The 26,454-nt window shown below is 57.5% G+C and carries 25 protein-coding genes and 1 pseudogene; 12 read left to right on the top strand and 14 right to left on the bottom strand.

From position 1 onward, the window contains the following. Positions 1-15: 15 nt before the first annotated feature. Together APU11_RS19775 and APU11_RS19780 are read left to right on the top strand one after the other, a co-directional pair. A pseudogene (locus tag APU11_RS19775) lies at positions 16-1,158 on the top strand (DUF3440 domain-containing protein); the annotation flags it as partial. Further along, positions 1,143-1,769, top strand: a complete 627-nt coding sequence (locus APU11_RS19780) for a ParB/RepB/Spo0J family partition protein (RefSeq protein WP_013097610.1) — start codon at positions 1,143-1,145, stop codon at positions 1,767-1,769. The pseudogene APU11_RS19775 and the gene APU11_RS19780, both read left to right, overlap by 16 nt. On the opposite strand, the gene APU11_RS19785 is transcribed toward APU11_RS19780, so the two are convergent. Next, positions 1,770-2,930: a pyridoxal phosphate-dependent aminotransferase gene (locus APU11_RS19785; protein ID WP_029882126.1), complete on the bottom strand. Its 1,161-nt coding sequence runs from the start codon at positions 2,928-2,930 to the stop codon at positions 1,770-1,772. 122 nt (positions 2,931-3,052) lie between these two features. Here APU11_RS19785 and APU11_RS19790 point away from each other — a divergent pair, with 122 nt between their 5' ends. Genes APU11_RS19790 through APU11_RS19800 form a run of 3 tightly spaced genes read left to right on the top strand, consistent with a single transcriptional unit; the run spans position 3,053 to position 4,892 of the window. Next, positions 3,053-3,667 (top strand): methylthioribulose 1-phosphate dehydratase, encoded by a 615-nt coding sequence (locus APU11_RS19790; protein WP_013097612.1) that lies wholly within the window; start codon positions 3,053-3,055, stop codon positions 3,665-3,667. Further along, positions 3,664-4,353, top strand: coding sequence for an acireductone synthase (gene mtnC / locus APU11_RS19795; RefSeq protein ID WP_038980999.1), 690 nt, complete (start codon positions 3,664-3,666; stop codon positions 4,351-4,353). The genes APU11_RS19790 and mtnC overlap by 4 nt, the downstream gene beginning before the upstream one ends. Next, on the top strand, positions 4,350-4,892 hold the full coding sequence (locus APU11_RS19800; RefSeq protein ID WP_029882124.1) for an acireductone dioxygenase: 543 nt from the start codon (positions 4,350-4,352) through the stop codon (positions 4,890-4,892). The genes mtnC and APU11_RS19800 overlap by 4 nt, the downstream gene beginning before the upstream one ends. An 88-nt stretch (positions 4,893-4,980) precedes the next feature. Here the strand turns inward: APU11_RS19800 and APU11_RS19805 are convergent, their stop codons facing one another. After that, entirely contained in the window at positions 4,981-5,205 is a 225-nt protein-coding gene (locus tag APU11_RS19805) for a helix-turn-helix transcriptional regulator (protein ID WP_058650493.1), read from the bottom strand. 106 nt (positions 5,206-5,311) lie between these two features. Between APU11_RS19805 and APU11_RS19810 the strand changes: the two genes are divergently transcribed. Continuing rightward, positions 5,312-5,578: a helix-turn-helix transcriptional regulator gene (locus APU11_RS19810; protein ID WP_058650492.1), complete on the top strand. Its 267-nt coding sequence runs from the start codon at positions 5,312-5,314 to the stop codon at positions 5,576-5,578. A gap of 40 nt (positions 5,579-5,618) precedes the next feature. On the opposite strand, the gene APU11_RS19815 is transcribed toward APU11_RS19810, so the two are convergent. Together APU11_RS19815 and mtnA are read right to left on the bottom strand one after the other, a co-directional pair. Next, a complete protein-coding gene (locus APU11_RS19815) occupies positions 5,619-6,098 on the bottom strand; it encodes an SRPBCC family protein (protein WP_058650491.1) in 480 nt (159 codons plus the stop codon). A 43-nt stretch (positions 6,099-6,141) separates the two neighbouring features. Then, positions 6,142-7,158 (bottom strand): S-methyl-5-thioribose-1-phosphate isomerase, encoded by a 1,017-nt coding sequence (gene mtnA / locus APU11_RS19820; RefSeq protein ID WP_038418891.1) that lies wholly within the window; start codon positions 7,156-7,158, stop codon positions 6,142-6,144. Between the two features lie 104 nt (positions 7,159-7,262). On the opposite strand from mtnA, the gene mtnK reads away from it, so the two are divergent. After that, on the top strand, positions 7,263-8,462 hold the full coding sequence (mtnK, locus tag APU11_RS19825; RefSeq protein ID WP_057072251.1) for an S-methyl-5-thioribose kinase: 1,200 nt from the start codon (positions 7,263-7,265) through the stop codon (positions 8,460-8,462). A 29-nt stretch (positions 8,463-8,491) separates the two neighbouring features. Here the strand turns inward: mtnK and APU11_RS19830 are convergent, their stop codons facing one another. The 5 genes from APU11_RS19830 to APU11_RS19850 all read right to left on the bottom strand — a co-directional run bounded on the left by APU11_RS19830 (position 8,492) and on the right by APU11_RS19850 (position 17,645). Next, the gene (locus APU11_RS19830; RefSeq protein ID WP_058650490.1) at positions 8,492-12,649 is read right to left on the bottom strand and encodes an Ig-like domain-containing protein; all 4,158 of its coding nucleotides are present in this window, start codon (positions 12,647-12,649) and stop codon (positions 8,492-8,494) included. Between the two features lie 132 nt (positions 12,650-12,781). Continuing rightward, the gene (locus APU11_RS19835; RefSeq protein ID WP_072200471.1) at positions 12,782-14,023 is read right to left on the bottom strand and encodes an LVIVD repeat-containing protein; all 1,242 of its coding nucleotides are present in this window, start codon (positions 14,021-14,023) and stop codon (positions 12,782-12,784) included. Between the two features lie 43 nt (positions 14,024-14,066). After that, positions 14,067-15,131 (bottom strand): sugar ABC transporter substrate-binding protein, encoded by a 1,065-nt coding sequence (locus APU11_RS19840; protein WP_029882119.1) that lies wholly within the window; start codon positions 15,129-15,131, stop codon positions 14,067-14,069. Between the two features lie 19 nt (positions 15,132-15,150). Further along, complete coding sequence (locus APU11_RS19845; protein ID WP_040020577.1) at positions 15,151-16,146, bottom strand: ABC transporter permease; 996 nt, start codon at positions 16,144-16,146, stop codon at positions 15,151-15,153. Next, on the bottom strand, positions 16,143-17,645 hold the full coding sequence (locus APU11_RS19850; protein ID WP_058650488.1) for a sugar ABC transporter ATP-binding protein: 1,503 nt from the start codon (positions 17,643-17,645) through the stop codon (positions 16,143-16,145). Before APU11_RS19850 ends, APU11_RS19845 begins: the two co-directional genes overlap by 4 nt. Before the next feature lie 159 nt (positions 17,646-17,804). Between APU11_RS19850 and APU11_RS19855 the strand changes: the two genes are divergently transcribed. The 4 genes from APU11_RS19855 (at position 17,805) to APU11_RS19870 (ending at position 20,559) form a co-directional block, all read left to right on the top strand. After that, positions 17,805-18,893, top strand: coding sequence for an oxidoreductase (locus APU11_RS19855; protein ID WP_058650487.1), 1,089 nt, complete (start codon positions 17,805-17,807; stop codon positions 18,891-18,893). A 57-nt stretch (positions 18,894-18,950) separates the two neighbouring features. Further along, positions 18,951-19,694 carry a 3-oxoacyl-ACP reductase family protein gene (locus APU11_RS19860; protein ID WP_013097624.1) on the top strand — a complete coding sequence of 248 codons (744 nt, stop codon included), beginning with the start codon at positions 18,951-18,953 and terminating at the stop codon, positions 19,692-19,694. A gap of 183 nt (positions 19,695-19,877) precedes the next feature. Then, the gene (locus tag APU11_RS19865) at positions 19,878-20,174 is read left to right on the top strand and encodes a type II toxin-antitoxin system RelE/ParE family toxin (RefSeq protein WP_029882114.1); all 297 of its coding nucleotides are present in this window, start codon (positions 19,878-19,880) and stop codon (positions 20,172-20,174) included. Next, a complete protein-coding gene (locus APU11_RS19870; RefSeq protein WP_023621328.1) occupies positions 20,155-20,559 on the top strand; it encodes a helix-turn-helix transcriptional regulator in 405 nt (134 codons plus the stop codon). Before APU11_RS19865 ends, APU11_RS19870 begins: the two co-directional genes overlap by 20 nt. On the opposite strand, the gene APU11_RS19875 is transcribed toward APU11_RS19870, so the two are convergent. Continuing rightward, the gene (locus tag APU11_RS19875; protein WP_013097627.1) at positions 20,556-20,753 is read right to left on the bottom strand and encodes a YbdD/YjiX family protein; all 198 of its coding nucleotides are present in this window, start codon (positions 20,751-20,753) and stop codon (positions 20,556-20,558) included. The genes APU11_RS19870 and APU11_RS19875 overlap by 4 nt on opposite strands. Positions 20,754-20,856: 103 nt before the next feature. Then, on the bottom strand, positions 20,857-22,962 hold the full coding sequence (gene cstA, locus APU11_RS19880) for a pyruvate/proton symporter CstA (protein ID WP_058650486.1): 2,106 nt from the start codon (positions 22,960-22,962) through the stop codon (positions 20,857-20,859). 292 nt (positions 22,963-23,254) lie between these two features. On the opposite strand from cstA, the gene APU11_RS19885 reads away from it, so the two are divergent. Next, positions 23,255-24,367, top strand: a complete 1,113-nt coding sequence (locus APU11_RS19885; protein WP_058650501.1) for a M20 family metallopeptidase — start codon at positions 23,255-23,257, stop codon at positions 24,365-24,367. A 67-nt stretch (positions 24,368-24,434) separates the two neighbouring features. Here the strand turns inward: APU11_RS19885 and entH are convergent, their stop codons facing one another. Genes entH through APU11_RS19900 form a run of 3 tightly spaced genes read right to left on the bottom strand, consistent with a single transcriptional unit; the run spans position 24,435 to position 26,454 of the window. Further along, on the bottom strand, positions 24,435-24,848 hold the full coding sequence (entH, locus tag APU11_RS19890) for a proofreading thioesterase EntH (protein WP_020684615.1): 414 nt from the start codon (positions 24,846-24,848) through the stop codon (positions 24,435-24,437). Further along, a complete protein-coding gene (gene entA, locus APU11_RS19895; RefSeq protein WP_058650485.1) occupies positions 24,848-25,600 on the bottom strand; it encodes a 2,3-dihydro-2,3-dihydroxybenzoate dehydrogenase EntA in 753 nt (250 codons plus the stop codon). Before entA ends, entH begins: the two co-directional genes overlap by 1 nt. Beyond that, complete coding sequence (locus APU11_RS19900; RefSeq protein WP_020684613.1) at positions 25,600-26,454, bottom strand: isochorismatase; 855 nt, start codon at positions 26,452-26,454, stop codon at positions 25,600-25,602. The genes entA and APU11_RS19900 overlap by 1 nt, the downstream gene beginning before the upstream one ends.

The raw sequence follows: 26,454 nt of genomic DNA on the forward strand, positions 1-26,454 counted from the left end.
AGATGTGTATAAGATACAAGGGTCTGTGTTTCATTTTCTGGCGGAAAAGATTCCACCATTATGTTCCATTTAACAGCCCGGCAGGCCCGAAAAATGGGAAAGAAAATCTGTCTGTTATTTATCGACTGGGAAGCGCAGTTCACCTGTACCATTCAGCATGTGAATAACATGATCGCACAATACGCCGATGTGATTGAAAAATGCTGGTGGGTAGCGCTCCCGTTGACCACGCAAAATTCACTTTCACAGTTCCAGCCCGAATGGCAGTGCTGGGAGCCGGGTAAAAACTGGGTACGCACGCCCCCGGAAGAGGCGGTAACCGATCCAGATTACTTCTCGTTCTACCAGCCCGGCATGACCTTCGAGGCCTTTGTTCGTGAATTTTCCGACTGGTTTGCCAAAAGGCGCCCGGCAGCAATGATGATCGGCATTCGTGCCGATGAATCCTACAATCGCTTTTTGACGATCGCCAACGCACGAAAGCAGCGCTTTGCCGATGACAAACCCTGGACCACCGTCGCCCCCGGCGGGCACGCCTGGTATGTCTATCCGCTTTATGACTGGAAAACCGCCGATATCTGGACCTGGTTTGCGAAAACGGGCGGGTGCTATAACCCGCTTTACGACCTGATGTTTCAGGCTGGCGTGCCGCCGCGCTATATGCGCATCTGTGAACCCTTTGGCCCGGAGCAGCGTCAGGGATTGTGGCTCTATCATGTTGTGGAGCCCGAACGCTGGGCGGCGATGTGTGAGCGGGTAAACGGCGTGCACAGTGGCGGGGTCTACGCGGGGCAGGACAATCATTTCTATGGCCACCGCAAAATTCTGAAACCCGACGCGCTCAGCTGGCGGGAATACGCCATGCTGCTTCTCGACAGCATGCCGCACACCACCGCGGAACATTACCGCAATAAAATCGCGATCTATTTGCACTGGTATCAGAAGAGAGGCATGGCCGATATTCCCGACACCCAGGAGGGCGATATCGGCGCCAAAGATATCCCGTCCTGGCGACGCGTGTGCAAGGTATTACTCAATAATGACTACTGGTGCCGGGCGCTGTCATTCAGTCCGAACAAACCCAGGCATTACCAGCGTTACAGCGAACGGATGAAATCAAAACGCAAGGAGTGGGGGATCTTATGCAGCAGCAATTAATTAACGAGATGAAAAATTATCTTCAGTCTCTTCCCGAAGATAAACGCATTGAAGCCATTAACGCCTTTCGCCAGGCTATCCATGAAAATAGCCCTTTTCGCGAACAGCCTGTCGACTGCGTGCTGTGGATCAAACAGGACGAGATTACCGCGAACGATTACAACCCCAACAACGTTGCCCCGCCGGAAAAACGGCTGCTCTGTAAATCCCTGGAGATGGACGGTTTTACCCAACCCATTGTAGTGACGGAAAGTGAGGCCCGGCATTATGAAATTGTCGACGGCTTCCATCGGCATGAAATTGGGTCCAACCGGGCGGTATTGAAACGCCAGCTTAAAGGCTATCTGCCTGTCACCTGTCTGCGTAAAGAGCGGCAGAAAAAGTTCGACCGGATAGCGGCCACCATTCGCCACAATCGGGCGCGCGGCCGCCATCAAATTAATGCGATGTCCGATATCGTCCGCGAGCTGGTGCAGCTTGGCTGGGACGACGAGAGAATCAGTCAGGAACTGGGAATGGATAGCGACGAGGTATTACGCCTCAAGCAAATCAACGGTCTGCTGGAACTCTTTGCAGACCGACGTTATTCAGAAGCCTGGACGGTCAAATAATCAAAGCGCGTTAAGACGTTCTGCCGCCGCCAGCAGCGTCGATTCCTGTTTCGCAAAGCAGAGACGAATCAGCTTATGCGGGAAGGGATCGGCGCAAAAGACGGATAACGGGATCGCCGCCACGCCCACCTCTTTGGTCAGCCACTGGCAAAAACTGACGTCGTCCAGATCGGAGATGGCGCTGTAATCGGCCAGCAGGAAATAGGTGCCTTCACACGGCAGGATCTCCAGACGGCTCTGACTCAGGGCACTCACAAACCGATCCCGGCGTGCGCGGTAAAACTCGGGCAACTCACGGTAATGCTCAGGCTCAGCGCGCAGCATATCGGCCAGCGCCAGTTGGGCTGGCGTGTTCACCGCAAACGTCAGGTACTGGTGCACTTTACGCAACTCCGCGCTGATGGCCGCCGGCGCCACGCAGTATCCCACCTTCCAGCCGGTCATATGATAGGTTTTACCGAATGACGACACCGCCACAGCGCGCTCGCGAAGCTGCGGATGGGCCAGCACGCTGACGTGCCCTTCCCCGGCAAAGCAGATGTGCTCATACACTTCGTCGCTCAGGACATAAATTTCATGTTCCGCAATGGCCTGCCACAGCGCGGCGAAATCGCTCTTCTGCCACACGGTCGCCGACGGGTTGTGTGGTGTATTCAGAATGACCAGCCGGGTGTTGTCGCTCAGCAGCGCAGCAAACGCCTGCCAGTCGGGGCGAAAATGCGGCGGCTGTAATGCCACGCGCTTCACCACGCCGCCGGACAGTTCGATGGCAGGCGCATAGCTGTCGTAGCTTGGGTCAAAGCAGATAACCTCATCGCCCGCGCGAACCAGCGCGGTGATGGCCGCATACAGCGCTTCAGTCGCACCTGCCGTCACCGTAATGTCGCTGTTGGCATCCGGTTGATAGCCATAGCATTCCGCCGTTTTATCCGCAATGGCGTCACGCAGTGCCTGCACACCGGTCATCGGCGCATACTGATTCGCCCCCTGGGCAACGTGCCAGGCCAGACGCTCCTGCAAATAGCCTGGACCATCAAAATCCGGGAACCCCTGCGAGAGGTTAATGGCGTTGTGCTTCTGGGCCAGAGCGCTCATCTGCGTAAAGATAGTGGTGCCCAGGTTGGGAAGTTTGCTTTGCGGAATCAATGCGTTATTGCTCATTGTGGGGTGCCTGCTTGTAATACTTATGTTGCTGCCACTATAACACGATGTTAGTCTTTGGCAATCAAGACGCTTAGACGTCTAAACAATATGAATATTCCTGACCGAGAGGGTAAAAGGAAATGACAGACAACCTGCAACTCACGCAACTGGTCGAAGCCTGCCGCTGGATTGGCGCCAAAGGCTGGGCCCCCGCCACCGGCGGTAACATGTCGGTACGTCAGGATGAAAACCTGTGCTGGCTCAGTGAATCCGGCAAAGACAAAGGCAGCCTCACGCCGGATGATTTTCTGCAGGTGGAGATCGCCACCAATCGCGCCCCCTCTGGCCGTAAACCTTCGGCCGAAACCGGGTTACACACGCTTATCTATCGCCTGTTCCCGGAGGCCAACGCCGTACTGCACGTCCACACGGTGAACGCCACGGTGCTCTCGCGGCTGGTGAAAGAGGCGGAGTTGCACATCAGCGGCTTTGAAATGCAAAAATCCCTCACCGGGCAGACCACGCATCTGGCTACGGTTGCCATTCCGGTATTCGATAACGACCAGGATATAGACGCCCTCGCTTCGCGAATCGCCCATTACGCGCAGGAGCGCCCGCTTAATTATGGTTTTCTTCTGCGCGGCCATGGCTTAACCTGCTGGGGACGTGATGTGGCCGAAGCCCGCCGTCATCTGGAAGGATTAGAATTCTTATTTGAATGCGAAATGCGTTTACGACAACTGGAGAAGATATGATTCGCGCGATTGTGACGGATATTGAGGGAACCACCAGCGATATCCGTTTTGTCCATGATGTTTTGTTCCCTTATGCGCGTGAGCGTCTGGCGGCCTTCGTCACCGCCCAGCAGTACGCAGAGCCGGTCAAATCGATTCTGGACAACCTGCGCGATGAAATCGACGCTCCGCACGCCAGCGTCAGCGATCTTATCGATACCCTCTTCACCTTTATGGATGAAGACCGTAAATCGACGGCGCTGAAGGCCCTGCAGGGAATTATCTGGCACGACGGTTACGTCAACGGCGACTTTACCGGCCATCTCTACCCGGACGTGCTGCCCGCGCTGGAAAAATGGAAAGCGCAAGGCATTGATCTCTATGTTTATTCCTCTGGCTCCGTCGCTGCGCAGAAACTGTTATTTGGCTACAGCGATGAAGGTGATATTACTCATCTGTTCAGCGGCTACTTTGATACCCATATTGGTGCCAAGCGTGAGGTGCAGTCTTATCAGAATATTGCGGCGCAGACGGGCATCGCCCCGTCGCAGATCCTGTTTCTGTCGGATATCCATCAGGAGCTGGACGCCGCTGAACAGGCCGGTTTTCGCACCCTGCAGCTGATTCGCGGTGATGATGACGGTGCAAGCCACCATCATCAGGTTCACCAGTTCGACGAGATTAACCCGGAGCAGATCCCTTCATGAGCGCATTAACCATTTATTCCGATAAAGACGCCAGTAAGCACCTGTGGCACAGCACCGACGCCGCCGAGATCGCCCAACAGCTCAACGCCAAAGGCGTGCGTTTTGAACGCTGGGCGGCTGACCGTGATTTAGGTCGCGACCCTGCCCCAGAAGTGGTCATTGACGCTTACCAGCATGCCATCGACAAGCTGGTCGCGGAGAAAGGCTATCAGAGCTGGGATGTGATCAGCCTGCGCGCCGACAACCCGCAAAAAGAAGCGCTGCGCGCCAAATTCCTCAACGAGCACACCCACGGCGAAGATGAAGTGCGCTTTTTCGTGGAAGGCGCGGGATTGTTCTGCCTGCACATTGACGATGAGGTGTATCAGGTGCTGTGCGAGAAAAACGACCTGATTTCGGTGCCAGCAGGCACACCGCACTGGTTTGATATGGGCTCAGAGCCAAACTTTACGGCCATCCGTATATTCGATAATCCGGAGGGCTGGGTGGCGCAGTTTACCGGTGATGCGATTGCGGATGCGTATCCGCGTCTGGCATAGATGAAAATTGCTCCCTCTCCCTTTGGGAGAGGGCTGGGGTGAGGGGGAACATACCGCTCTGGTGGTCATTTCCGCAGTCACACATTAATTAAATGCTGGCAATAATCCTCTGCACATCTGCCCCAACCAATTTTGCCAAATGCACAAATTCCACCACATCCAACCTACGCTCACCACTTTCCACTTTAGCGATAAACGACTGCGGTTTTCCCAGCGCCTCCGCAAGCTGCGTCTGAGTAATCCCTTTCTCTTTACGTGCCTTCTTCAACGAATTGATAACTCGCTGGTATTCATCTGAATAAACTGAGGCCATTGTTCCGATTCCATACAAATATCCTGAAATCGAATATCCTCCTATTGTCTTTTTATCCCAAAACGGGATAATTGAGCCCGTAACGAACTTACGTAAGGAGGACACAATGCGTGATAAAAACTGGCATCCTGCCGATATCGTTGCCGCGCTAAAGAAACACGGAACAAGCCTGGCAGCCTTGTCACGTAAGGCTGGACTATCATCATCTACACTGGCAAATGCGCTTTCCCGGCCATGGCCTAAAGGGGAATGGCTAATCGCTCAGGCGCTCAACATCTCGCCAGAAGTGATATGGCCGGAAAGGTATTTTGATGAAAAGGGGACACCCATTTTTCGTCAGAGAAGGGCGACAAGAAAACGCCCCCATCTTTAACACTATCACCGTATGCTCCCCCTCACCCCAACCCTCTCCCTCAAGGGAGAGGGGGTCTGAGAGACTTCACATACCCCACCAGCTGATCCAGCACGATCCCCCAGCCTTCATGGAAGCCCATCTGTTCATGCTGCTCACGGATTTCTTTCGTGGGATGGCGCGCAATCGCCGTATAGCGGGTTTTGCCCTCCCCAAGATCTTCCAGCAACAAAATCGCCGTCATAAACGGCTTTTCGGCTGGTTTCCACCCTTCGGTATAGCCGTCGGTAAAGACCAGTTTTTTACCGGGATCGATTTCCAGGAAAACACCTTTATTGTCCATTTTTTGCCCGTCCACGTCGAAAACGGTATTGAACCGTCCACCCACGCGCAGGTCGAGGTCGCATTCGGTCACTTTATGGGGGGCAGGAATAAAGAAGTTTTTGATGTGCTCTGGCGTCGTCCAGCAGAGCCACAGCAGGTCGCGCGGTGCATCCACCACGCATTCCAGTTTTAAGTCTGTTTCGGGATCGAGCGTCACGATGTTGTCCTCTCAGGGGAACCCCTTACAAGGATAGCCGGACTCAGGCGAATTTCCCCTTTGCTACCGCTTCCGGCGTGACCACGCCCGTATCCAGTACCCAGCCGCTAATCAGCGAGGCTGGGGTGACGTCAAACGCCGGGTTGTAAACCTGCGCATTTTCCGGTGCCCACTGTACCGCGCCGAAGCTTCCCGCCACGCCCGTTACTTCACTGGCCGCGCGCTGCTCAATCGGGATCGCCTCACCGTTCGGGCACGCCGGGTCGAGGGTGGTTTGCGGGGCGGCGACATAAAACGGAATGCCGTGAAATTTCGCCAGCACCGCCAGGGAATAGGTGCCGATTTTGTTCGCCACATCGCCGTTGGCGGCAATACGATCTGCCCCCACCCACACGGCATCCACCTCCCCTTTTGCCATCAGGCTGGCGGCCATGGAGTCGGTAATCAACTGATACGGCACGCCCAGCTCGCCGAGCTCCCACGCGGTCAGCCTGCCGCCCTGCAGCAACGGACGGGTTTCATCCACCCAGACGTTGCTGACGTTGCCCTCCTGATGTGCGCGAGCAATAACACCCAGCGCAGTGCCGACGCCTGCGGTCGCCAGACCGCCAGTATTACAGTGGGTCAGCAGGCGGCTACCGGGCTTCACCAGCGCGCTGCCCGCTGTCGCAATGGCGTCACAAAGCTGTCTGTCTTCGTCAATCAGTCGCAGAGCTTCCGTCACCAGCGCCGGAACGAAATCTTCCTGCCAGAGCGCCTGCTTCATGCGGTCGAGATTGTTCATCAGGTTGACCGCCGTCGGGCGGGCAGCGCGCAGCGTTTCCAGCGCCAGCGCCAGCTCGTCGCGGCTTTTCCCCTTTTCCGCCAGCAGCGCCAGCAGCAGACTTGCAGAGAGACCAATCAGCGGCGCACCGCGCACCCTAAGGGCGTGAATATGCCCCACCAGCGCCTCGACCGTTGAGGCGTCAAGCCAGCGTTTCTCCTGCGGAAGGGCCTGTTGGTCGAGAATAAAGAGCTGATTATCCGCCACCCGCAGGCTGGTCGTCTGTAATGTCTGCATGTCGTTAATTCCCTGTTGCGTTGTTGTAGCACATTGTGTCAGGATGAAATCCAGATGTATAGACGTCTAAATGTCTTTATTCGCAAATCAGTGAGGAGCAGGCAATGTCGCAATACCGTACCTTTACCGCCCAGGACGCCGTGGAGTATGCCAGGCAGTTTGGCGGCCTTGATAATCCATCATCACTGGTAGAGGCGCAGGAAGTGGGCGACGGCAACCTCAATCTGGTCTTCAAAATTTTCGATGCTCAGGGCGTGAGCCGCATCATCGTAAAACAGGCGCTGCCATACGTTCGCTGCGTCGGTGAGTCCTGGCCGCTGACGCTGGACCGCGCCCGTCTTGAGGCGCAAACGCTGGTGGAGCATTACAAGCACAGCCCGCAGCATACCGTGAAAATTCATCATTTTGACCCGGAACTGGCGGTCATGGTGATGGAAGATCTCTCCGACCATCGCATCTGGCGCGGGGAGCTGATTAAGAATAACGCCTACCCGCAGGCTGCGCGTCAACTGGGAGAGTATCTGGCGCACACGCTGTTCCACACCAGCGATTTTTACCTGCACCCGCACCAGAAAAAAGCGCAGGTTGCCCAGTTCATTAACCCGGAGATGTGCGAGATCACTGAAGATCTGTTCTTTAACGATCCGTACCAGATCCACGAGCGCAACAACTATCCGGCTGAGCTGGAAAACGATGTCGCCGCCCTGCGCGATGACACCCAGTTGAAAATTGCCGTGGCCTCCCTGAAGCATCGCTTCTTCTCCCACGCCGAAGCGCTATTGCACGGGGATATCCACAGCGGATCGATTTTCGTGGCCGAGGGTAGCCTGAAAGCGATCGACGCCGAATTCGGTTACTTTGGCCCGATTGGGTTTGACGTGGGCACCGCCATCGGCAACCTGCTGCTGAACTTCTGTGGCCTGCCGGGGCATTTAGGCATCCGCGATGCCGCTGCCGCCCGGGAACAGCGTCTGATCGACATTCAGGCGTTATGGAATACCTTTGCGGAGCGCTTCCAGGCGCTGGCGCACGAGAAAACCCGGGATGCCGCGCTGAGTGCGCCGGGCTATGCCTCTGAATTTTTGAAAAAGGTCTGGAGAGATACCATTGGTTTCTGCGGAACGGAGCTGATTCGCCGCAGTGTGGGGCTGTCTCACGTCGCGGACATCGATACCATTCAGGACGACGCGATGCGTCACGAATGTCTGCGCCACGCCATCACGCTGGGTAAAGCGCTGATTGTGATTGCCGATCGCATCGACAGCGTGGAAGAGCTGGTGGCAAGAGTGCGCCAGTACAGTTAAAAAAACCTCCCTTTCGGGAGGTTTTTGCATCAGTTTTTGGTGAGCGTGGTGGTCACGGTGTAATCGAGAGACCACGACGAATGCCAGTCTTTACCGGCAAACTTGATATCCCCCCGGTAAACCCCGCTCGGGAGATCCGGGTTATCGGCCTCAACATACTTAAGGCTGGCGCTATAGCCTGTGGTTTCCCAACTGCTACACAGAACCGCCACATTGAACGGACGGGTGGAGCAATCCGATCTGCGCTGCGCGCGAATCTTCACGTCCCGGGTATTGCCTTGTTCGTCCTTCATCGGCACGACAAGCGTACTGTAACCTTCTGCGGTCCATACCAGGGACGTCGGCCCCTGCGTACTTCCCGTTGCCACAAACCCAAGCGAAGGGAAGCCAAATATTGCGCCCGTACTGAATGCGCTTGTCGAACCGGTGACGCTCCACATGGCTGAATAGCTGGCAATAAACACAACCGTTTGATCGGTTTTAGTGGTGTTATTACTCTCTGCACTCACCTTTGCCGTACCGGTATCCGGGCCACTCAGCTTCACGGTCGCCACGCCGCTGCCATTGGTCACACTGGTTTGCGCTGAAAGGGTATTAAGCGTGGTGTTCCAGTTGACCGTCGCATTTTTGACGGCATTACCGTTTACGTCTTTCACCACTGCGGTGTAAGTAATGCGGTCGGTGTTGACTACCGCGTGGTCAGAACTGGCCTTGAGGCTCTCAACCCTGGCGGTAGTCGCATCGCCAATAAATGTTACCGGCTCCGCGTTTATCGCCGCCGTTGAACCGACAACTGTTGCGCTAACCGTTGCCGTTCCGGCCGTTGTCGTTGACGCCGTTACAACCGCCTGACCCGCTTCGTTGGTTTTTGTGCTGGCGCTGGCAAGCTTCACGCTGCTGTTATCTACACGCCACGCCACATCCACACCGCTAAGCGGGTTATGGTTGGCGTCTTCGACGGTGGCGGTCCAGCGTATGGTCGCGTTCCCGTCAGCCACCGCCTCTTTTTTATCCGCACTCAGGCTCGTAAATTGCGCTGTCGCCGGATTACCGGTCACGGAGAGAGTAAGCGTCTGACCGCTACCATTCACCGTCGCGGTAACCGTGATTTTGTCCGCTTTGCGCGATGAGAAGCGCGTTTCTGCCTGCCCTTGCGCATTGGTCATTGCTGAAACGGGCGTCAGGGTCACATCGGCGGCATCACTGCTGCTCCAGTTAACGGCAACGCCTGGTACAGGGTTCTGATGGCTGTCCACCACGGTTGCGGTTAACAGTACGGTATCGCTGTCGGCCACAATGCCGGTCGTTTTATCCGCCGTGAGGGTAGCCAGCTTTGCCGTGGTGGTGTCACCGGTGAAGGTCAGTTTTGTCACACGTAACGTGTTATTGCCGAACGTGGCCTGAAGAGTATATTCCCCCGCGGTTTCAGAACGTAACGTCACGCTCGCCTCACCCGATGCATTCGTCACGCTGTTCGTATCGGATAACGTCGCGCCGGAAGGGCTCACCGCCCAGCCAACCTTCGCTCCGTCAACCGGGTTGTCATTGGCATCCACAACGGTAGTGCGCACGGTGATACCGTCGGTGCCATTGGCCACCGCCGTCACGCTGTCGGCGGCCATCTCCGTCATTTTCGCGGTCGTGAGATCGGCCGTGAAGGTTGCGCTGTCAGCACGAACGGGGGCGCTTTCAGCGGTCTGAGCCGTGATGACAACGTTGCCTGATTTCAGCGAGGTAACCACCAGCGAGGCATTGCCCTGCGCATCCGTCCGCGTACTGCTGGCGGCGAGCTTAACGTCTGGGTTATCTGCCGACCAGTTAACCTCTACGCCCGAAATGGCGTTACCCTGCAGATCGCGCACCTGCGCCGTCCAGGTAATACTGTCGCTGCCGTTGGCCACGGCCTGTTGCTTATCGGCCACCACGGCGGCGATACGCTGCGTGCTGGTGTCAGCGACAAACGTTACGGCTTCTGCTTTCACCGCATTCTGCTGATTTACATCAGCATAAACCCAGGCAACGCCCGTTTTTGCTGACGACAGCGACAGCGTTGCGTTTCCGGCAGCGTCGGTAACCGAGGTTTTGCTTCCTGCGGTCGTGCCATCTTCCCGCTTCACCGTCCAGTTAACCGTCACGCCTTCAAGCGGATGATTGCTGTTATCTGCGACCTGCGCGGTATACGTTACGCTGTCGCTGTTATTGGCAACAATGCGGGTTTTATCGACATTGACCGATCTCACCTGTGCGCTGGCTTTGTCCGCAACGAATTTTAGCGTCGGGGTAGAGAGCGGGTTACCGTCCGCCAGTTGCGCACTCACTGTCGTCGAAACCACGTCACGGCTAATGAGCTGAATGCTGGCCTGCCCTTGTTCATTGGTGAGGGTGCGTTCAGCAGACAGCTGAACCGCAGCGTTATCCGCTGTCCATTTCACCTCTTGCCCCGAAACGGGATTGCCGGACCGATCGACAACGCTTGCCACAACGACAATTGGCGTTACGCCGTCTGCCGGTGCGCTTACGGCCGACGGACTGAGTGATGCAAGTTCCACTACCTCGGACACCGCCTCTTCAGTCACAGAGGCGGTAGCAAGCTTAATATTGCCATCGATGAACGTCTGAATGGTGAGGGTGGCAGGCGCGGTTCCGCTGATAAGCGTTGCGCTGTATACGCCGCTGCTCGTTTCGCGAAACGCGCTTATTTGCGGTGCGACAGGCGCCGCGGTGCCTGTAACGGCATTTTTCAGGGTGATCGATGCGCCAAGACGCTCCGATAGCCCGGTTGCGGTCTCGCCGGATGCGGTTTTTAACGTCAATGTTAATACCGACTGACTGGTGCCATCCGCCGGTAAGCGGGACGGAGACGCCGTCAGGCTGGGCTGCAGCGTGGTCACATCCATGCCGTTTACGTTCACCGTCATCCTCGCGGTATCAGAAGCGTTACCGTGCTTATCCCAGGCCGTTGCGGTTAACGTATACGCGTTGGAATCGCCATTTTTCCAGGCTGGAAGCGTAATCACCACCTGGGCCGGATCGGCACCCGGTGTGATTTTGCCGCCGTTACGTATCAAATTGTCACCCTGCCAGTCGATGCGTTCGAGCCCGTATTTCGTTTTAACCTTCGCGGTTACGGTCTGGCGGGCATTTTCATTCCCGGCAATGTTTTCTGGCAGTGCGAGTGAAATCAGCTCCTGCTTACGGTAATCCAGGACAATATTGTTATTACGATCGACCAGCTCCTGACGTGACCCCAGTAGCGTACGGCGTGCCCCCACCTGGTCCGCATCAAGCTGCGTGCGCAGCGGCACGCCCGGCGCCCAGTTGACCGCAAGGTTAAACTGCGTATCCGATGCCTCGCCTTTACCCATTTTTTGGTTTACACCCAGGGTAACCAGCGGAATGGGCGTATAGCTCAGTCCAACGGTTACGGCGTAAGGATCTTTCTGACGATCGTCCTCATCGTCACCGAAAAGCCCGACGTGCTGACCATAGTATTGTTCGTAGACGAGGTTCGCCCCAAGCTGCGGATAGGCGGGAAGATACCCGGTTGCACGCAGGTCAAAGCCGTTCGCCACGCGCTCGTCATAATCGCGATAGCGGGACGAAGACATCCAGTCGCTTAAACGGTAGTAGCCGTTGGCTGAAAGACGCAGATAGTCCCAGCCTAGCTCGGCTCCAACACCAAGGCGCTGATGCTGATTCGCCGAAACCTGGCGATCGTAAAAGGTATTCACGCCCCACATCCATGCGGTATTAAATTCACGGTAGCCAAACCCGACATTAACGATATTTCTGTCGTCGTGACGACGGCCACCCAATTGGGTGAACACCAGCGACGTTTTTTGCTCGTATAAAGGGATAAGCAGATCTAACTCCGCGTCCTGAATGGAAAAATGCTCATCAGTACCGATATTCAGACGCGTGGTACCAAATTGATTTAACCAGGACTCAATTTCCTGCGTGGCGGTATTTGTTGCCTGGGACGTAATTGCGCTGGCGACAGAACGGCCACTGCCGCTCTCCAGCAGTGACCCCGCCTGCACGGCGGTTTGTGCCACTACCCGCTCGGTGGTTTGCGGCTCGGCTACCTTATCCTGCGCGGCGACGGGCGTCGCGCCCAGCGAAAATAACGACGGCGGAAGGAGTTGCAGTGCTATTTGCAACCAGGCTGCACATTTTTTCAGGCTCATTAAATTCATCCTTGAATAAAAAAAGAGCCATAGTACGTATCAGGACTTAAAGATAAAGTCGGCGCGTTTATTTTAAGAATCTATAAATATAAGCATTCACCTAATAAATATATTTCAGTTCCCCATTCCCTTTCAGCCCCAATATTCAATCACCGACAACCCGCCGTTATAATCCGTGCTGTAAATAATTCCCTGCGCATCCACAAAAACATCACACGACTGGATCACCTGCGGGCGATTCGGGCGTGTATCCATCATCCTTTCAGGTGCAGCAGGTACCAGCGCCCCCGTTTCCACCGGGCGGTAGGGATTCGAAATGTCATACGCACGCACCCCTGCATTCTGAAAGGTGGCGAAGATCAGCGTGGAGCTGACAAAGCTTCCCGGCCGGTTCTCGTGCAGATTATGCGGGCCGAAATGCGCGCCTTTCGCCACGTAGTCTCTTTCATCCGGCTGCGGGAAGGTGGAGATACTTACCGGGTTCGACGGCTCGCGGATATCAAACAGCCAGATGAACTTCTCGCCGTCCTCCTGGTTGTCGAGCACCGCTTCGTCGAGCACCACCAGCAGATCGCGGTCCGGCAGCGGCAGCGCGGTATGCGTCCCGCCACCAAACGGCGGGCTCCAGTTGCGGTGGCTAATCAGCTTCGGCTGAGTGCGATCTTTGACATCCAGCAGCGTTAAACCACCGTCACGCCAGCTGCCGTATGCCGTATCCCCGGCAATAATGGCATGATGCAGCGCGTAGCGTTTGCCTTCCGGCCACTCTGGCCGTTCACCTGCGGCCTGATTCATGCCCGGCAACCACCAGCGCCCTGCCACTTCGGGCTTACGCGGATCGGCCAGGTCGATGGTCAGGAAGATATAGTCGGTAAAGCCGTCGATCAGCGCCGACACATAGGCCCAGCGACCGCCGACGTACCAGATGCGGTGGATACCAATGCCATTTAACGACAGAAAACCGATTTCACGCGGCCTGTCCGGCGTGGAGATATCAAACACGCGCAGCCCGGCGCTCCAGCCTTTGTCCTGCACGTCGCTGACGGTCTCCCCTACCTGACGGGTGTAGTAGACCTTTTCATCGGCGAAGCGGGCATCGGCAAACAGATCCCGGGCGTTAATCACCAGTAGCAAATCGTCGTGTGCCTGCAAATGCACATTCCAGGTGCCGGGCGGCGCGGGCACATAACCCGCCGCTTTCGGGTTTTTCGGGTCGCGCACGTCAACAATCGAAAAGCCCTGCGACACCATATGGCCAATATACGCATAACCGCGGTGCACCATCAGTTGCACGCCGTCCGGGCGACCGCCCTGGTCGCTATGGCCAATCAGCCGCATATTGCGGCTGTATTCAGGGGTGGGTAATGTTGTCACCTTTAGCTCCTTTCGCCGGGTGGCGGCTGCGCCTTACCGGGTACTATTTTGACTTCGCTTCCAGCGTCGCAAACCACGGCGCAATAAAGTCTTCGGTCTGTCCCCAGCCCGGAATGATTTTCCCCAGCGACGCCACGTTCACCGCACCCGGCTGGGCGGTCAGCAGCGCCTGCGGGATCGCCGCTGCTTTAAAATCATAGGTCGCAGGCGTCGGCTCTCCGGCAATCTTGTTAGCGATCAGACGCACGTTAGTTGCCCCAATCAGCTTTGGATCCACCGCCACGCTCACTGCCCACGGGCTTCCCGGCTCGCGCATCAGCTGTAAATCCTGGTTGGAGATGTCGATGCTGTAGAGCTTGATTTCAGTGCGGCCATTCTCCTTCAGGGCTTTATACGCCCCCTGGCTGAAGGCGTCCCAGGTGCCCCAGATAGCGTCGATTTTACCTTTCGGGTATTTCGCCAGAATTGCCCCGACCTTGTTGGCGGTATCGCCCTGCACGTCCGACGACACCGCGCCAATAGACTCCAGCTCTTTGATATTCGGGTACTGTTTCTGCAGTTCCTTATACGCCGCCTGACGACGCTCCATCGGCGGGAAACCGGCGACCCACAGCTTGACGATATTGGCCTTGCCGTTGAAATCTTTCGCCAGCTGGCCGAAGGAGAGATTCGTCAGGGAGGCATCGTCCTGCTGGGTGACCGTCACGCCTGGGATCTCGCCATTGACGGCGGTATCAAACACCGAAACCTTAATCCCGGCATCCACCGCCTTCTTCACCAGCGCGGTCGCATACGGATCACGCCCCTGAGAGAGAATAATCCCGTCATATTTCTGGCTGATCGCCTGATTAACAAAGTCCTGGAATTTTGCGTCGTCACCGTTGCTTAAAAAGGTGCTGACCTTAAAGCCAAGTTTTTTCCCTTCCTGAATCGCCCCGGCGACAAACTGCGTGGTGTTGTCATCCGAGCCAAGGTTGCGGATCACCGCAATGCGAATGGGGCCGTCGTGGTTGGCAATGGCCGCCGGAACCGGTGCAGGCGTGGCCGCAAAGCCCGGCAGAGAGGTGAGTAACCCAAGAGCCACCAAAGAGAGTGCAATCTTTTTCATTTTTTATCCCGTTGTGTTGTCAGCGTTTTTGTATGTAAGTAATCGCCAGCGCCACGGCAAGCACCAGCCCTTTTATAATGTCCATGGCGTAATACGGTACGGAGAGCATCACCAGCCCGTTCGACAGCACGCCCAGAATGACCGCCCCCACCAGCGTTCCCAGCGCGTTCGGCTTGCCGGACCCAGCCAGTGAAAAGCCGATCCACGCTGCCGCCACCGCGTCCATCAGATACCCGCCGCCCGCATTCACCTGCGACGACCCAATGCGCGAGGCCAGCAAAATCCCGCCCAGTCCGGCCAGCAGCGAGGCAAGCACGTAGGCCGCGACCTTGTAGCGCGTGGTGCGAATGCCTGAAAGGCGCGCCGCCTCCGGGTTGCCGCCGATGGCATACATGCGCCGGCCGTGGGTGGTCAGTGACAATCCCAGCTGTGCCAGCAGGGTCACCGCCAGCATGATGATGACGATGGTCGGCACCTGCCCCAGCAGGCCGAACGCCGCCGGAATGGTTCCTTCCGCCATTTCACCGCTCGGCAGCACCATGTTCTCGGTAATTGACCCGCCGTAGCTGTAGGTCATCGCCACGCCCTGTATCACGAACAGGCTGGCAAGCGTCGCGAGCATGTCCGGAATACGCAGAATGACGATCAGAAAGGCGTTAAACAGCCCGACCAGGGTACAGAGCGCAAGGGTGATCACAATCGATTCGGTGGTGCCGAAGCCGTGCCAGACGAAGAGCGAAATCACCAGTGCATTCGCCAGCGACGCCGTGGAGCCAACGGAGAGATCGAACCCGCCAACGGTCAGCGAAATCGACACGCCGATGGCGATCACCGTGACGATGGCGATCGAGCGCAGAATGTTGATGATGTTGTTCGGGTCGAGAAAGCTGTCCGACGCCAGGCCAAAAACCACCACCAGCGCCACCACGGTGAGCAACATACCCCACCGGTAGAGAAAATCGAAAATCTGTTGACGGCCAGACGCCGCCGCGGTCACTGAAAGGGCTTTGCTCACGACGCCGTTCCTCCGGTTGAATAATAAAGTAGTGTCTCTTCCCGCGCCTCGGCCCCGGGGATTTCCGCCACGATGCGTCCGTCCCAGAGCACGCAGATGCGATCGCACAGCCCCACCAGCTCGGCAAATTCGCCCGAAGCGTAAATCACCCCTTTCCCCTCGCGGGCCAGGCCGTCGATCAGTTGAAACAGATCGGTCTTCGCTTTGACGTCAACGCCCTTGGTCGGCTCGTCAAATATCAGCACGCTGGCGTCATTGCGCAGCCATTTGCCAATAGCAACCTTCTGCTGGTTACCGCCAGAAAGCCGACGTAAAACCTGCCCCGGCCCGCGTGTTCGCACGCCGACGCGGGCAATCACCTCTTCCGCCCAGCGCCACGCCTGACGATGACCAAAGAGACTCCAGCGCGAAAAGCTGTTATCTGCCGTCACGGCCAGGTTCATGCTCACCGGCTCGTCGATGAAAATCCCCTCCTTGCGTCGCTCCTCCGGTACCAGCGCCAGCCCGCGCAGCACGGAATCGGCCGGATCGCGCGGTTTCCAGGGCTGATGATTGAGCTCGCCACGCTCCACCCGGCTTTTGCTGGCACCAAACAGCGCCTTGCAGAGTTCGGTTTTGCCTGCGCCCGCCAGCCCGGCAATGCCGAGGATTTCGCCTTTACGCAGATTCAGGGAGATATCTTTCAGCAACGCGTCGTCGTGCAGCCCCTCCACCCGCAGCAGCGTCTCGTCGCTATGCACAGGACGGGCTGGCGGGTAGATATCGCTCAGTTCGTGGCCGAGCATCTTCTCGACGATCACTTCACCGCTGAGATCCGCCATCGGGCCGGTCTCAATCAGCTTGCCATCACGCAGCACCGTTAAGGTGTCACAGATGGCTTTCAGTTCATGAATGCGGTGCGAGATAAACACCACGCCAATGCCCTGCTGCTTTAAACGCCGCACCACCGCGAACAGGCGTTCACTGTCGTGGGCATCCAGCGGTGCGGTAGGTTCATCGAGGATCAAAAAACGGCAGTGATGCGACAGCGCCCGCGCCAGCAGGATCTGCTGTTTTTCAGCCAACGAACAGCTGTCGATGGAACGGCGAACGTCCAGCGTAACGTCGAGCTGCGCCAGCGCCTGCTTCGCCTGTTGACGAATAGCACGCCAGCGGTAGCGATGTCCCGGCTGCGCCAGCTGGTCGAGCATGATGTTTTCAGCGATGCTCAGCCCCGGAACCAGCGCCACGTCCACTTCCTGCTGCACAAGGTGGATCCCCAGCCGTTTGGCATCGAGCGGTTCGCGGATCGTCACCGGCTGGTTATTAATGCAGATCTCCCCCTCATAGCGATCGTGCGTTCCGCACAGCACCGCCATCAGCGTCGATTTCCCCGCGCCGTTAGCCCCGGTCAATGCATGCACCGATCCGCCGTTCAGGGTAAAGTCCACGCGCGACAGCGCCTGAAAGCCGGAAAAGGCCAGGCTGATACCGCGCATCTCAAGGCGACTGGAAACCATCCGCGTAGGATCCTCATTAATAGTTTGATTTATTGAATTTTTCACAGCTCCGGTTGACTGACAACGACAGAAAAGGCATAAGATAAAGCCAAATATTATTAGCCATCCGGATGTCCAGACATAACATCGGGTTAGCGCTTGCTAAAAAAGGATAACACCATGAGCAACACCGATATCCGCGTCGTTCCCGGCCCGGCGAACTACTTTTCTCATCCCGGAAGCCTTGCGCATCTGCATGACTTCTTCACCCCGGAGCAGCTTTCCCGCGCGGTGTGGATCTACGGCGAACGCGCGCTTGAAGGCGCACGTCCCTACCTGCCGGAGAGCTTTGCGGCCCCCGGCGCAAAACACCTGTTGTTCAAAGGCCACTGCAGCGAGCGTGACGTCACCCATCTGGTGAATGAATCCGGCAGCGAGGCGGCCGTGGTGATTGGCGTTGGCGGCGGAGCGGTGATGGATACGGTCAAAGCCGTGGCGCGTCGTTTGGGCGTTCCGTTCGTGGGTATTCCGACCATCGCCGCTACCTGTGCGGCATGGACGCCGCTCTCCGTCTGGTACAACGATGCCGGGCAGGCGCTGCAGTTTGAAATTTTCGACGATGCCAACTTCCTGGTGCTGGTGGAGCCGCAAATCATCCTTAACGCCCCGGCGGAATACCTGCTGGCTGGTATCGGCGATACCCTGGCGAAGTGGTATGAAGCGGTTGTACTCGCACCGCAGCCTGAACACCTGCCGCTGACCGTACGTCTGGGGATTAACGGCGCGCTGGCTATCCGCGACGTGCTGCTGGAACGCAGCGAGGACGCGCTGGCTGACCAGCAGCGCGGCGAAGCAACGCAGGCATTCAGGGATGTGGTGGATGCCATTATTGCCGGTGGCGGCATGGTCGGTGGGCTCGGCGAACGTTATACACGCGTGGCGGCGGCACATGCGGTGCATAACGGCTTAACCGTCCTGCCGCAGACGGAAAAATACCTGCACGGCACCAAAGTGGCCTACGGCATTCTGGTGCAAAGCGCCCTGCTCGGTCAGGACGACGTGCTGGCGCAGCTTATCACCGCGTATCAGCGCTTTAACCTGCCGACCCGGCTTCGCGAGCTGGAGGTGGATATCAACAACGGTGACGAACTGGACAAGGTCATCAATCACACCCTGCGCCCGGTGGAGTCGATTCACTATTTGCCCGTGGCGCTCACACCTGATGTTCTGCGCGCGGCGTTCGAGAAAGTGGAATCCTTCAGCCGTTAAACGCGCCGAGCGACTATACCTAATGATGATTCTCACCACTCTCGCAACGAGGTCATCATGCAGATCGATTTAACAGGTAAGAAAGCGCTGGTCACCGGCGCCAGCCGGGGATTGGGCCGTGCTATCGCGCTGTCGCTGGCACGCGCCGGTGCCGATGTGGTTATCACGTATGAAAAGTCCGTCGATAAAGCCCAGGCCGTGGTCGATGAGATAAGCGCGCTGGGGCGGCACAGTGAGGCGGTTCAGGCCGACAGCGCCAGTGCAGAGGCTATTCAGGACGCGGTCACCCATGCGGCGCGCACCCTTGGCGGGCTGGACATTCTGGTCAATAACGCCGGTATCGCCCGCGGCGGCCCGCTGGAGTCCATGACGCTGGCGGATATCGATGCCCTGATTAACGTCAACATTCGCGGCGTGGTGATCGCCACTCAGGAAGCGCTGGTACACATGTCTGACGGCGGACGCATTATCAATATCGGTAGCTGTCTGGCAAACCGCGTGGCGATGCCGGGTATCTCCGTCTACTCCATGACCAAATCCGCGCTTAACTCCTTCACGCGCGGTCTGGCGCGGGATCTGGGGCCCCGCGGTATTACCGTGAACCTGGTGCATCCCGGCCCGACCAACAGCGATATGAACCCGGAGGACGGCGAACAGGCAGAAGCCCAGCGTCAGATGATTGCCGTCGGTCATTACGGGCAACCGGAAGATATCGCGGCGGCGGTCACCTTCCTCGCCAGCCCGGCCGCCGGACAGATCTCCGGTACGGGGCTGGATGTGGACGGCGGTTTGAACGCCTGATCGCACATTTTCTGCAAGCCTCTGTCGCCCGGCAGAGGCGTTTTCGCACCGCCTCGACGGTTTGCGTTTTGCCGCTTACTTGCATTTGTTCTCCGCTCTACAGTAGCCCATAAGAAATTCGGAATTTATCTAATAGTCTTATTATTTCCTTATACTTTGTGTGGGCGTACAGTGGAGGTACGGATGAAGATTGTCTGGTCCAATGGGGCAAAGAAGGCATTTTTAAAGATTGACGAGCGATATCAGCGTCGCATTGAGTTGAAGCTTGTTGAGCTGGATGACCGCTCGGCTCCCCGGCCCGATATCAAAAAAATATCGGCGACAGAAGATCACTACCGGCTACGCGTTGGCGATTACCGCATCGTCTATACGCTTCGGGACGAACCCGATAACCATTGTTATGTTTTGGCCGTTAAGCGCAGAACATCAACAACTTACCTGCACGAGGAGAAAGCCACCTATGGCTGTTCAGCTAATTAAGGACGATAACGGAAAAACGCAGTACGTGGTTATTCCCTATGATGAATATTTTCGTATGTGCCTGCAGATGGCGGAAATCGACGACGAAACCGACGACGATCTGGAGGATATTGAAGTCGAACACGATGAGCTGGATGACGTTGAACTTCCAGGTGAGGTTTGCAGCATCATGACCTGGCAGAACGTCAGCCTGCAGGCCGCCTGGCGCATCCTGCGCGGCATGTCCCAGCAGGAGGTGGCAGAGAAACTCGGCATCAGCCAGTCTGCCGTATCACAGCTGGAAGCGCTGGACTCCCGTCCGCAAAAGCGCACCCGTGAAAAGCTGGCGGCGATCTACGGCTGTAAACAGGAGCAGATCAGCCTCTATTTACCGAAAGAGGGTTAACAGCACTTCGCTCCGCCCTTGCCGCCGTAACGGGCGTCCTGACGATCGCGGAAAAATTCGTCGTAGGTCATTGGCGTCTGGTCCGGATGGTTGACGCGCATATGCTCGACGTAGTTGTCGTAGTCCGGCACGCCAATCATCATTTTGGCGGCCTGGCCCAGGTATTTACCTGCTTTGGAAAGGGTGTCGAACATAAGTCATTTCTCGTTTGTTTCCCTCACCCCGGCCCTCTCCCAAAGGGAGAGGGAGGATAAGAAATGTAGGCCGGGTAAGCGCTAGCGCCACCCGGCACACAGGTTAATGCGCCCCTTTCGCCTGGGTCACAATCTCGTCCAGGTTCTCAGGCATCGGTTCATACGGTGTCTCTTTCGCTGTCGGCTTGTCTTCTTTCAGTGCCGCCAGCGCAGTCTTCAGAGAATACAACGCCAGTACCACGACCACCACCATAAAGAAGATGGTCAGCCCGGCATCCAGACGATTGTTAAACACCAGCTGCGACAGCTGTGATTCCGTATACTGTGCCGGGATTTTACCGCTGTCGATCATCGCCTGGAACTTATTGGCAATCGCCAGGAAGCCCACTTTATTGTCCGGGCTGAAGGCTTTCTGCCAGCCCGCCGTCAGGGTACAAATCAGCAGCCAGGAAGTAGGCAGCAGCGCCACCCAGGCATAACGCTGGCGCTTCATCTTGAACAGCACCACCGCACACAGCATCAGCGCCATCCCTGCCAGCATCTGGTTAGCGATACCGAACAGCGGCCACAGCGTGTTAATACCGCCAAGCGGATCCACCACGCCCTGATGCAGGAAGTACCCCCACGCCAGCACGCACAAGGCCGTTGCCAGCAGGTTCGCCGGGAGCGAATCGGTACGCTTCAGGTTCGGGGAGATCACGCCCAGCAGATCCTGCAGCATAAAGCGCGCCGCACGCGTCCCCGCATCCACCGCCGTCAGAATAAACAGCGCTTCAAAGAGAATGGCGAAGTGATACCAGAACGAGACATCCATCAGCCCGCCCAGCGCACCGTGAAGGATGTAGGCCATGCCCACCGCCAGCGTAGGCGCGCCACCCGCGCGGGAGATAATCGACTGCTCACCCACTTCACTGGCGATACTCGATAACGTATCCGGGGTAATGGCAAAGCCCCAGCCGCTTACCACCTGTGCTGCGGATGCCACCACGTCAGCGGTGCCCGCCGGAGCCAGAACCGCCATCGGGCTGTTCATCGCGAAGTAGACGCCCGGATCGATAATGCAGGCAGAGACCAGCGCCATGATCGCCACGAAGGACTCCATCAGCATGCCGCCGTAGCCAATCAGGCAGGCCTGATTTTCATTCGCCAGCATCTTCGGCGTGGTCCCGGAGGCAATCAGCGCGTGGAAGCCAGACACCGCACCACAGGCGATGGTGATAAACAGGAACGGGAACAGGTTACCGGTCCAGACCGGGCCCGTACCATCAACGAATTTGGTTAACGCTGGCATGGTCAGCGTCGGGCGCATGATCAAAATACCGATAGCCAGCCCGACGATGGTGCCAATTTTCAGGAACGTGGAAAGGTAATCACGCGGGGCCAGCAGCAGCCATACCGGCAGCACTGCCGCCACAAACCCGTACCCCACCAGCATCCAGGTCAGCTGTACGCCGGTAAAGTCGAAGAACGGTGCCCAGGTTGGGCTCTCTGCCACCCAGCCGCCGGAGATAATGGCGAACACCAGCAGCACCAGACCAATCACCGACACCTCACCAATGCGTCCCGGACGCAGGTAGCGAATGTAGATCCCCATAAAAATGGCCAGCGGAATGGTGAACGCGACGGTGTACGTCCCCCACGGACTGTGGGTCAGCGCTTTCACCACAATCATCGCCAGCACCGCAAGGATGATCAGCATGATCATAAAGGTCGCCACCAGCGCAATCACCCCGGCCGTCGCGCCCATCTCCTCTTTCACCAGCTCGCCAAGCGAACGGCCGTCGCGACGGGTGGAGACGAACAGCACCATAAAGTCCTGTACGGCCCCCGCCAGCACCACGCCGGCAAGGATCCAGATCATCCCTGGCAGATAGCCCATCTGCGCCGCCAGCACCGGCCCCACCAGCGGGCCTGCCCCGGCAATCGCCGCAAAGTGGTGACCGAACAGCACTTTCTTATCGGTCGGAACGTAATCCAGCCCGTCGTTATGACGAACGGCGGGCGTCATGCGCGTGCCATCAACCGCCAGCACCGTTTTGGCGATATAGCGACCATAAAAACGATACGCGATCAGATAAATGCAGACGGAGGCAACGACAATCCAGAGCGCATTGATCTGTTCCCCCCGGTTGAGGGCGATATAGCCCAGGGCAAAAGCTCCCACAACGGAAAGCAGTGCCCATGTAAGGTATTTCCCTGAGTTGTTCATAGTTGTTGTCCGTTGTTGTGGAACAGTGAGATGTTACATTTTGTTTCTAGAACAACGCGTAAAATTTAACAACTTTGAAACGCAATAATGCGTGGTCAAACCAGAGATTTACACCACAGTGTTAAGTCGATCACTTTCAGGCTGAAACAACCCCGTCGCTGTCATCGGTCACACTTCTGCGTTTTTCGTCCTGGCTCAACCTTACGGGATGATTTGTATCATTTTTTTTACGCTCAACCTCGCCAGAATGACCCTGCGCGATCGCGCGCTTACCGCTTACAAGGAAAAGGAAATGAATCTGGATCGCTACATTGAAGAGCTGAAAAGCCTGGTGAACGTGGACTGCGGCACCCAGACCATCGCGGGCGTTGCTGCCGTGGCTGGCATTTTAGAATCACTCTGGCAACGCGAAGGCTGGCATACCGGGCAGGTAAACCTGGGCGAGAAGGTTGGCCCGGGCCTCTTCGTCAGCAACAAGCCGCAGGCAGAGCAGTTCGACGTGCTGCTGGTCGGCCATCTTGATACCGTTTTTGCCCCCGGCACCGTGGCCGAACGCCCGATGAGCGAGGACGATACGCGTCTCTACGGCCCCGGCGTGTCTGATATGAAAAGCGGACTGCTCAATATTCTGTGGGCAATGCGCGAGCTAGATCCTGCGGATAAAGATCGCCTGGCAATCGCGGTCGCGATGAATCCGGACGAAGAAACGGGCTCGGTATACTCCCACGAATGGATCGGTGCACTGGCACAACGCTCCCGCTGCGTGCTGGTGTGCGAAGCTGCCCGTGCTGATGGCTCTCTGGTGAAAGCCCGTAAAGGTATGGCGGGCTATCACCTTACCTTCAAGGGCGTGGCGGCACACGCGGGTAACGACCCGGAAAAAGGCCGTTCGGCAATCACTGCGCTGGCAAACAGCATCGTTGCCCTGAATGCGCTGAGCGACGGGTCGCGCGGCACCACGCTCAACGTAGGGGTGATTAGCGGCGGCAGCGCGGCAAACGTGGTGGCGGACCACGCCGTGGCCGAGCTCGACGTTCGCTTCTGGGAAAACGACGAGTACGACCGGGTGAATCAGGCGCTGGAAGCCTTATGTGAAAAAGGCTTTTTAGACGGCGTGACGACGACGCTGACGCGGGTCAATCACAAACCGGCGATGGCAGCAAGCGTTGCGACTCAGGCACTGATGCAGCAGGTTGAAGCGGCAGGTAAAGCGGAAGGCATCGCCATTACCTGGCAGGCGGTTGGCGGCGGCAGCGATGCCAACCACACCGCTGCGCTGGGTATCCCCACGCTTGACGGCTTAGGGCCGATTGGCGCGGGCTTCCACAGCCCGGCGGAGTGGCTGGACAAAGCGTCCATTGCGCCGCGAATTCGGTTACTTAAACGCGTCGTCTCAATGCTCTAATTTTGTACTACACCGTCCCCTCTCCCTGTGGGAGAGGGTTAGGGTGAGGGCAACAGCCCGCACAAAATTACCCCAGCACCATCGTACTCAACCGGCAGGTACAGCACCGCCGTCCCTGCTCGTCGAACACCACAATCTCCCAGCTCTGGCTGGATCGACCCAGATGCAGCGGCTGACACACGCCGCGCACGGTCCCCTGCGCTACCGCACGATGATGGGTGGCATTCAGCTCCGTTCCCACCACGTTCTGCCCGTCGCGGGTCATCAGAAAACCGGCCATCGAGCCCAGCGTTTCCGCCAGCGCCGCCGACGCGCCACCGTGCAGCAGGCCAAACGGCTGATGGGTGCGCGCATCCACCGGCATTTCCGCTTCCAGCGTATCGTCGCCAAGGCGGGTATAAACGATGCCCAGATGCGCCACCAGCGTGTTCTGGCTGGTGGCGTTCAGCGCATCTAACGATAAATGGCGTTTCCAGATCATTACGCCCCCAGCGTGGAGCCGCCGTCCACCACGATATCCTGCAGGGTGATATGGCTGGCAGCATCGGAGGCCAGGAACAGGATCGTGCTGGCAATCTCCTGAGGACGGGCAATTTTCCCGAGCGGGATCCCCAGCTTAAACTGCTCGCCAAAACCGCGAATGCGCTGCTGCTCCGCATCGTCGCAGGTCCACAGGGTGCGCTGCATATCGGTATCCGTTGACCCCGGCGACACCAGATTACAGCGCACGCCGCTGCCCGCCAGCTCCAGCCCGACGGTGAGGGCCAGGCTTTTCAGCGCCGCTTTCGAGGCGCCATAGGCACTCATCCCGATGCGCGGCGTGTGGGCCGCGTCGGACGCCACGGTGACAATCGCCCCGCTCTGCTGACGACGGAACTGGCCCATCGTCTGTTGAAAGAGGTTAAACGCCCCACCAACGTTGACCGCAAACGTCTGCTGCCAGTCCTCCTGCGAAAGCTGGTCCGTGGCGCCCATGCGCAAAATGCCGGCGGCGTTGACCAGTACGTCCAGACGTTCCTCTACGGCGAGCAAGCGCCCGCAGACATCGCTCACCTGCGCCGCGTCAGATACGTCCAGCGTTTCGGTAGCAAACGGATAATTCCCCTGCGGGAAGGCCAGATCGAATCCGGTCACCTTCGCGCCCGCGTCGGCAAAGGCCAGCGCCGTCGCATAACCAATCCCCTTACCCGCCCCTGTCACCCAGACGGTTTTGCTGGTGAAATCAAAAACCATTACTGCACCTCGCGGGAGAGTAGCGCCCACCAGGCGTCGAGGGTCGGATTTTTTGCCAGCATCACGAAATCGATATCGCCGTGGACTTTACGCCAGCGTGCGGCGAGTGCCATCATGCGCACCGAATCCAGGCCGTAGTCGATCAGGTTTTCATCATCCATCGGTTCGTCGGTTTCATCGAGTAATGGCAGGATGAGCTCACGCAGCGCCGCTTTTGAGGCCGGAACCGACGGCAACAGGTCATCGGTCATCACCACGCGGCCGGAACGCCCCGCCACATAGTTGAGCGACATCAGGTGCTCTTCGCGGGTGAAATCTGCCAGCGCGTCGGCAATAAAGAAGGGTTTGATGTCGCGCATAAACGCATCGGTGGCGGTGGTCATGCAGCCGATGTGGGCATACACGCCGGTGATCAGCAGCTGATTGCGGCCTGTCTCTTTCAGCATCAGCTCCAGCGGCGAGCGATGAAACGCGCTGTAGCGCCACTTCACCAGCACGGTGTCCGCTTCATCCGGGGTCAGTTCAGCGACGATGCGCTGCTGCTCCGGGGAGCGGGTCAGGCCCGGGCCCCACATGTCATTCAGCAGGGCGCGGTCTTCGTCGCTCTGCTCTTTCGGCTGAGCGGTGTAGTAAACCGGAATGTTGTGCGCTTTACAGTACGCGCGCAGCCTGGCGATGTTCGCCACCACCTGCTGCATCATCGCGCTGTTTTCGCCCCAGAAGTTCAGGAAATACTCCTGCATATCGTGGATCAGCAGCGCGGCACGTTCAGGCTCAAACGCCCAGTTCACTTTGCTTGTCGGCAACTCTGCGGCAGTTGGCAGCGCATAAGCGGTTAATTTTGGAATAGCCAT

Source organism: Enterobacter sp. 50793107, assembly GCF_001463365.1.
GTDB classification, from domain to species: domain Bacteria; phylum Pseudomonadota; class Gammaproteobacteria; order Enterobacterales; family Enterobacteriaceae; genus Enterobacter; species Enterobacter cloacae.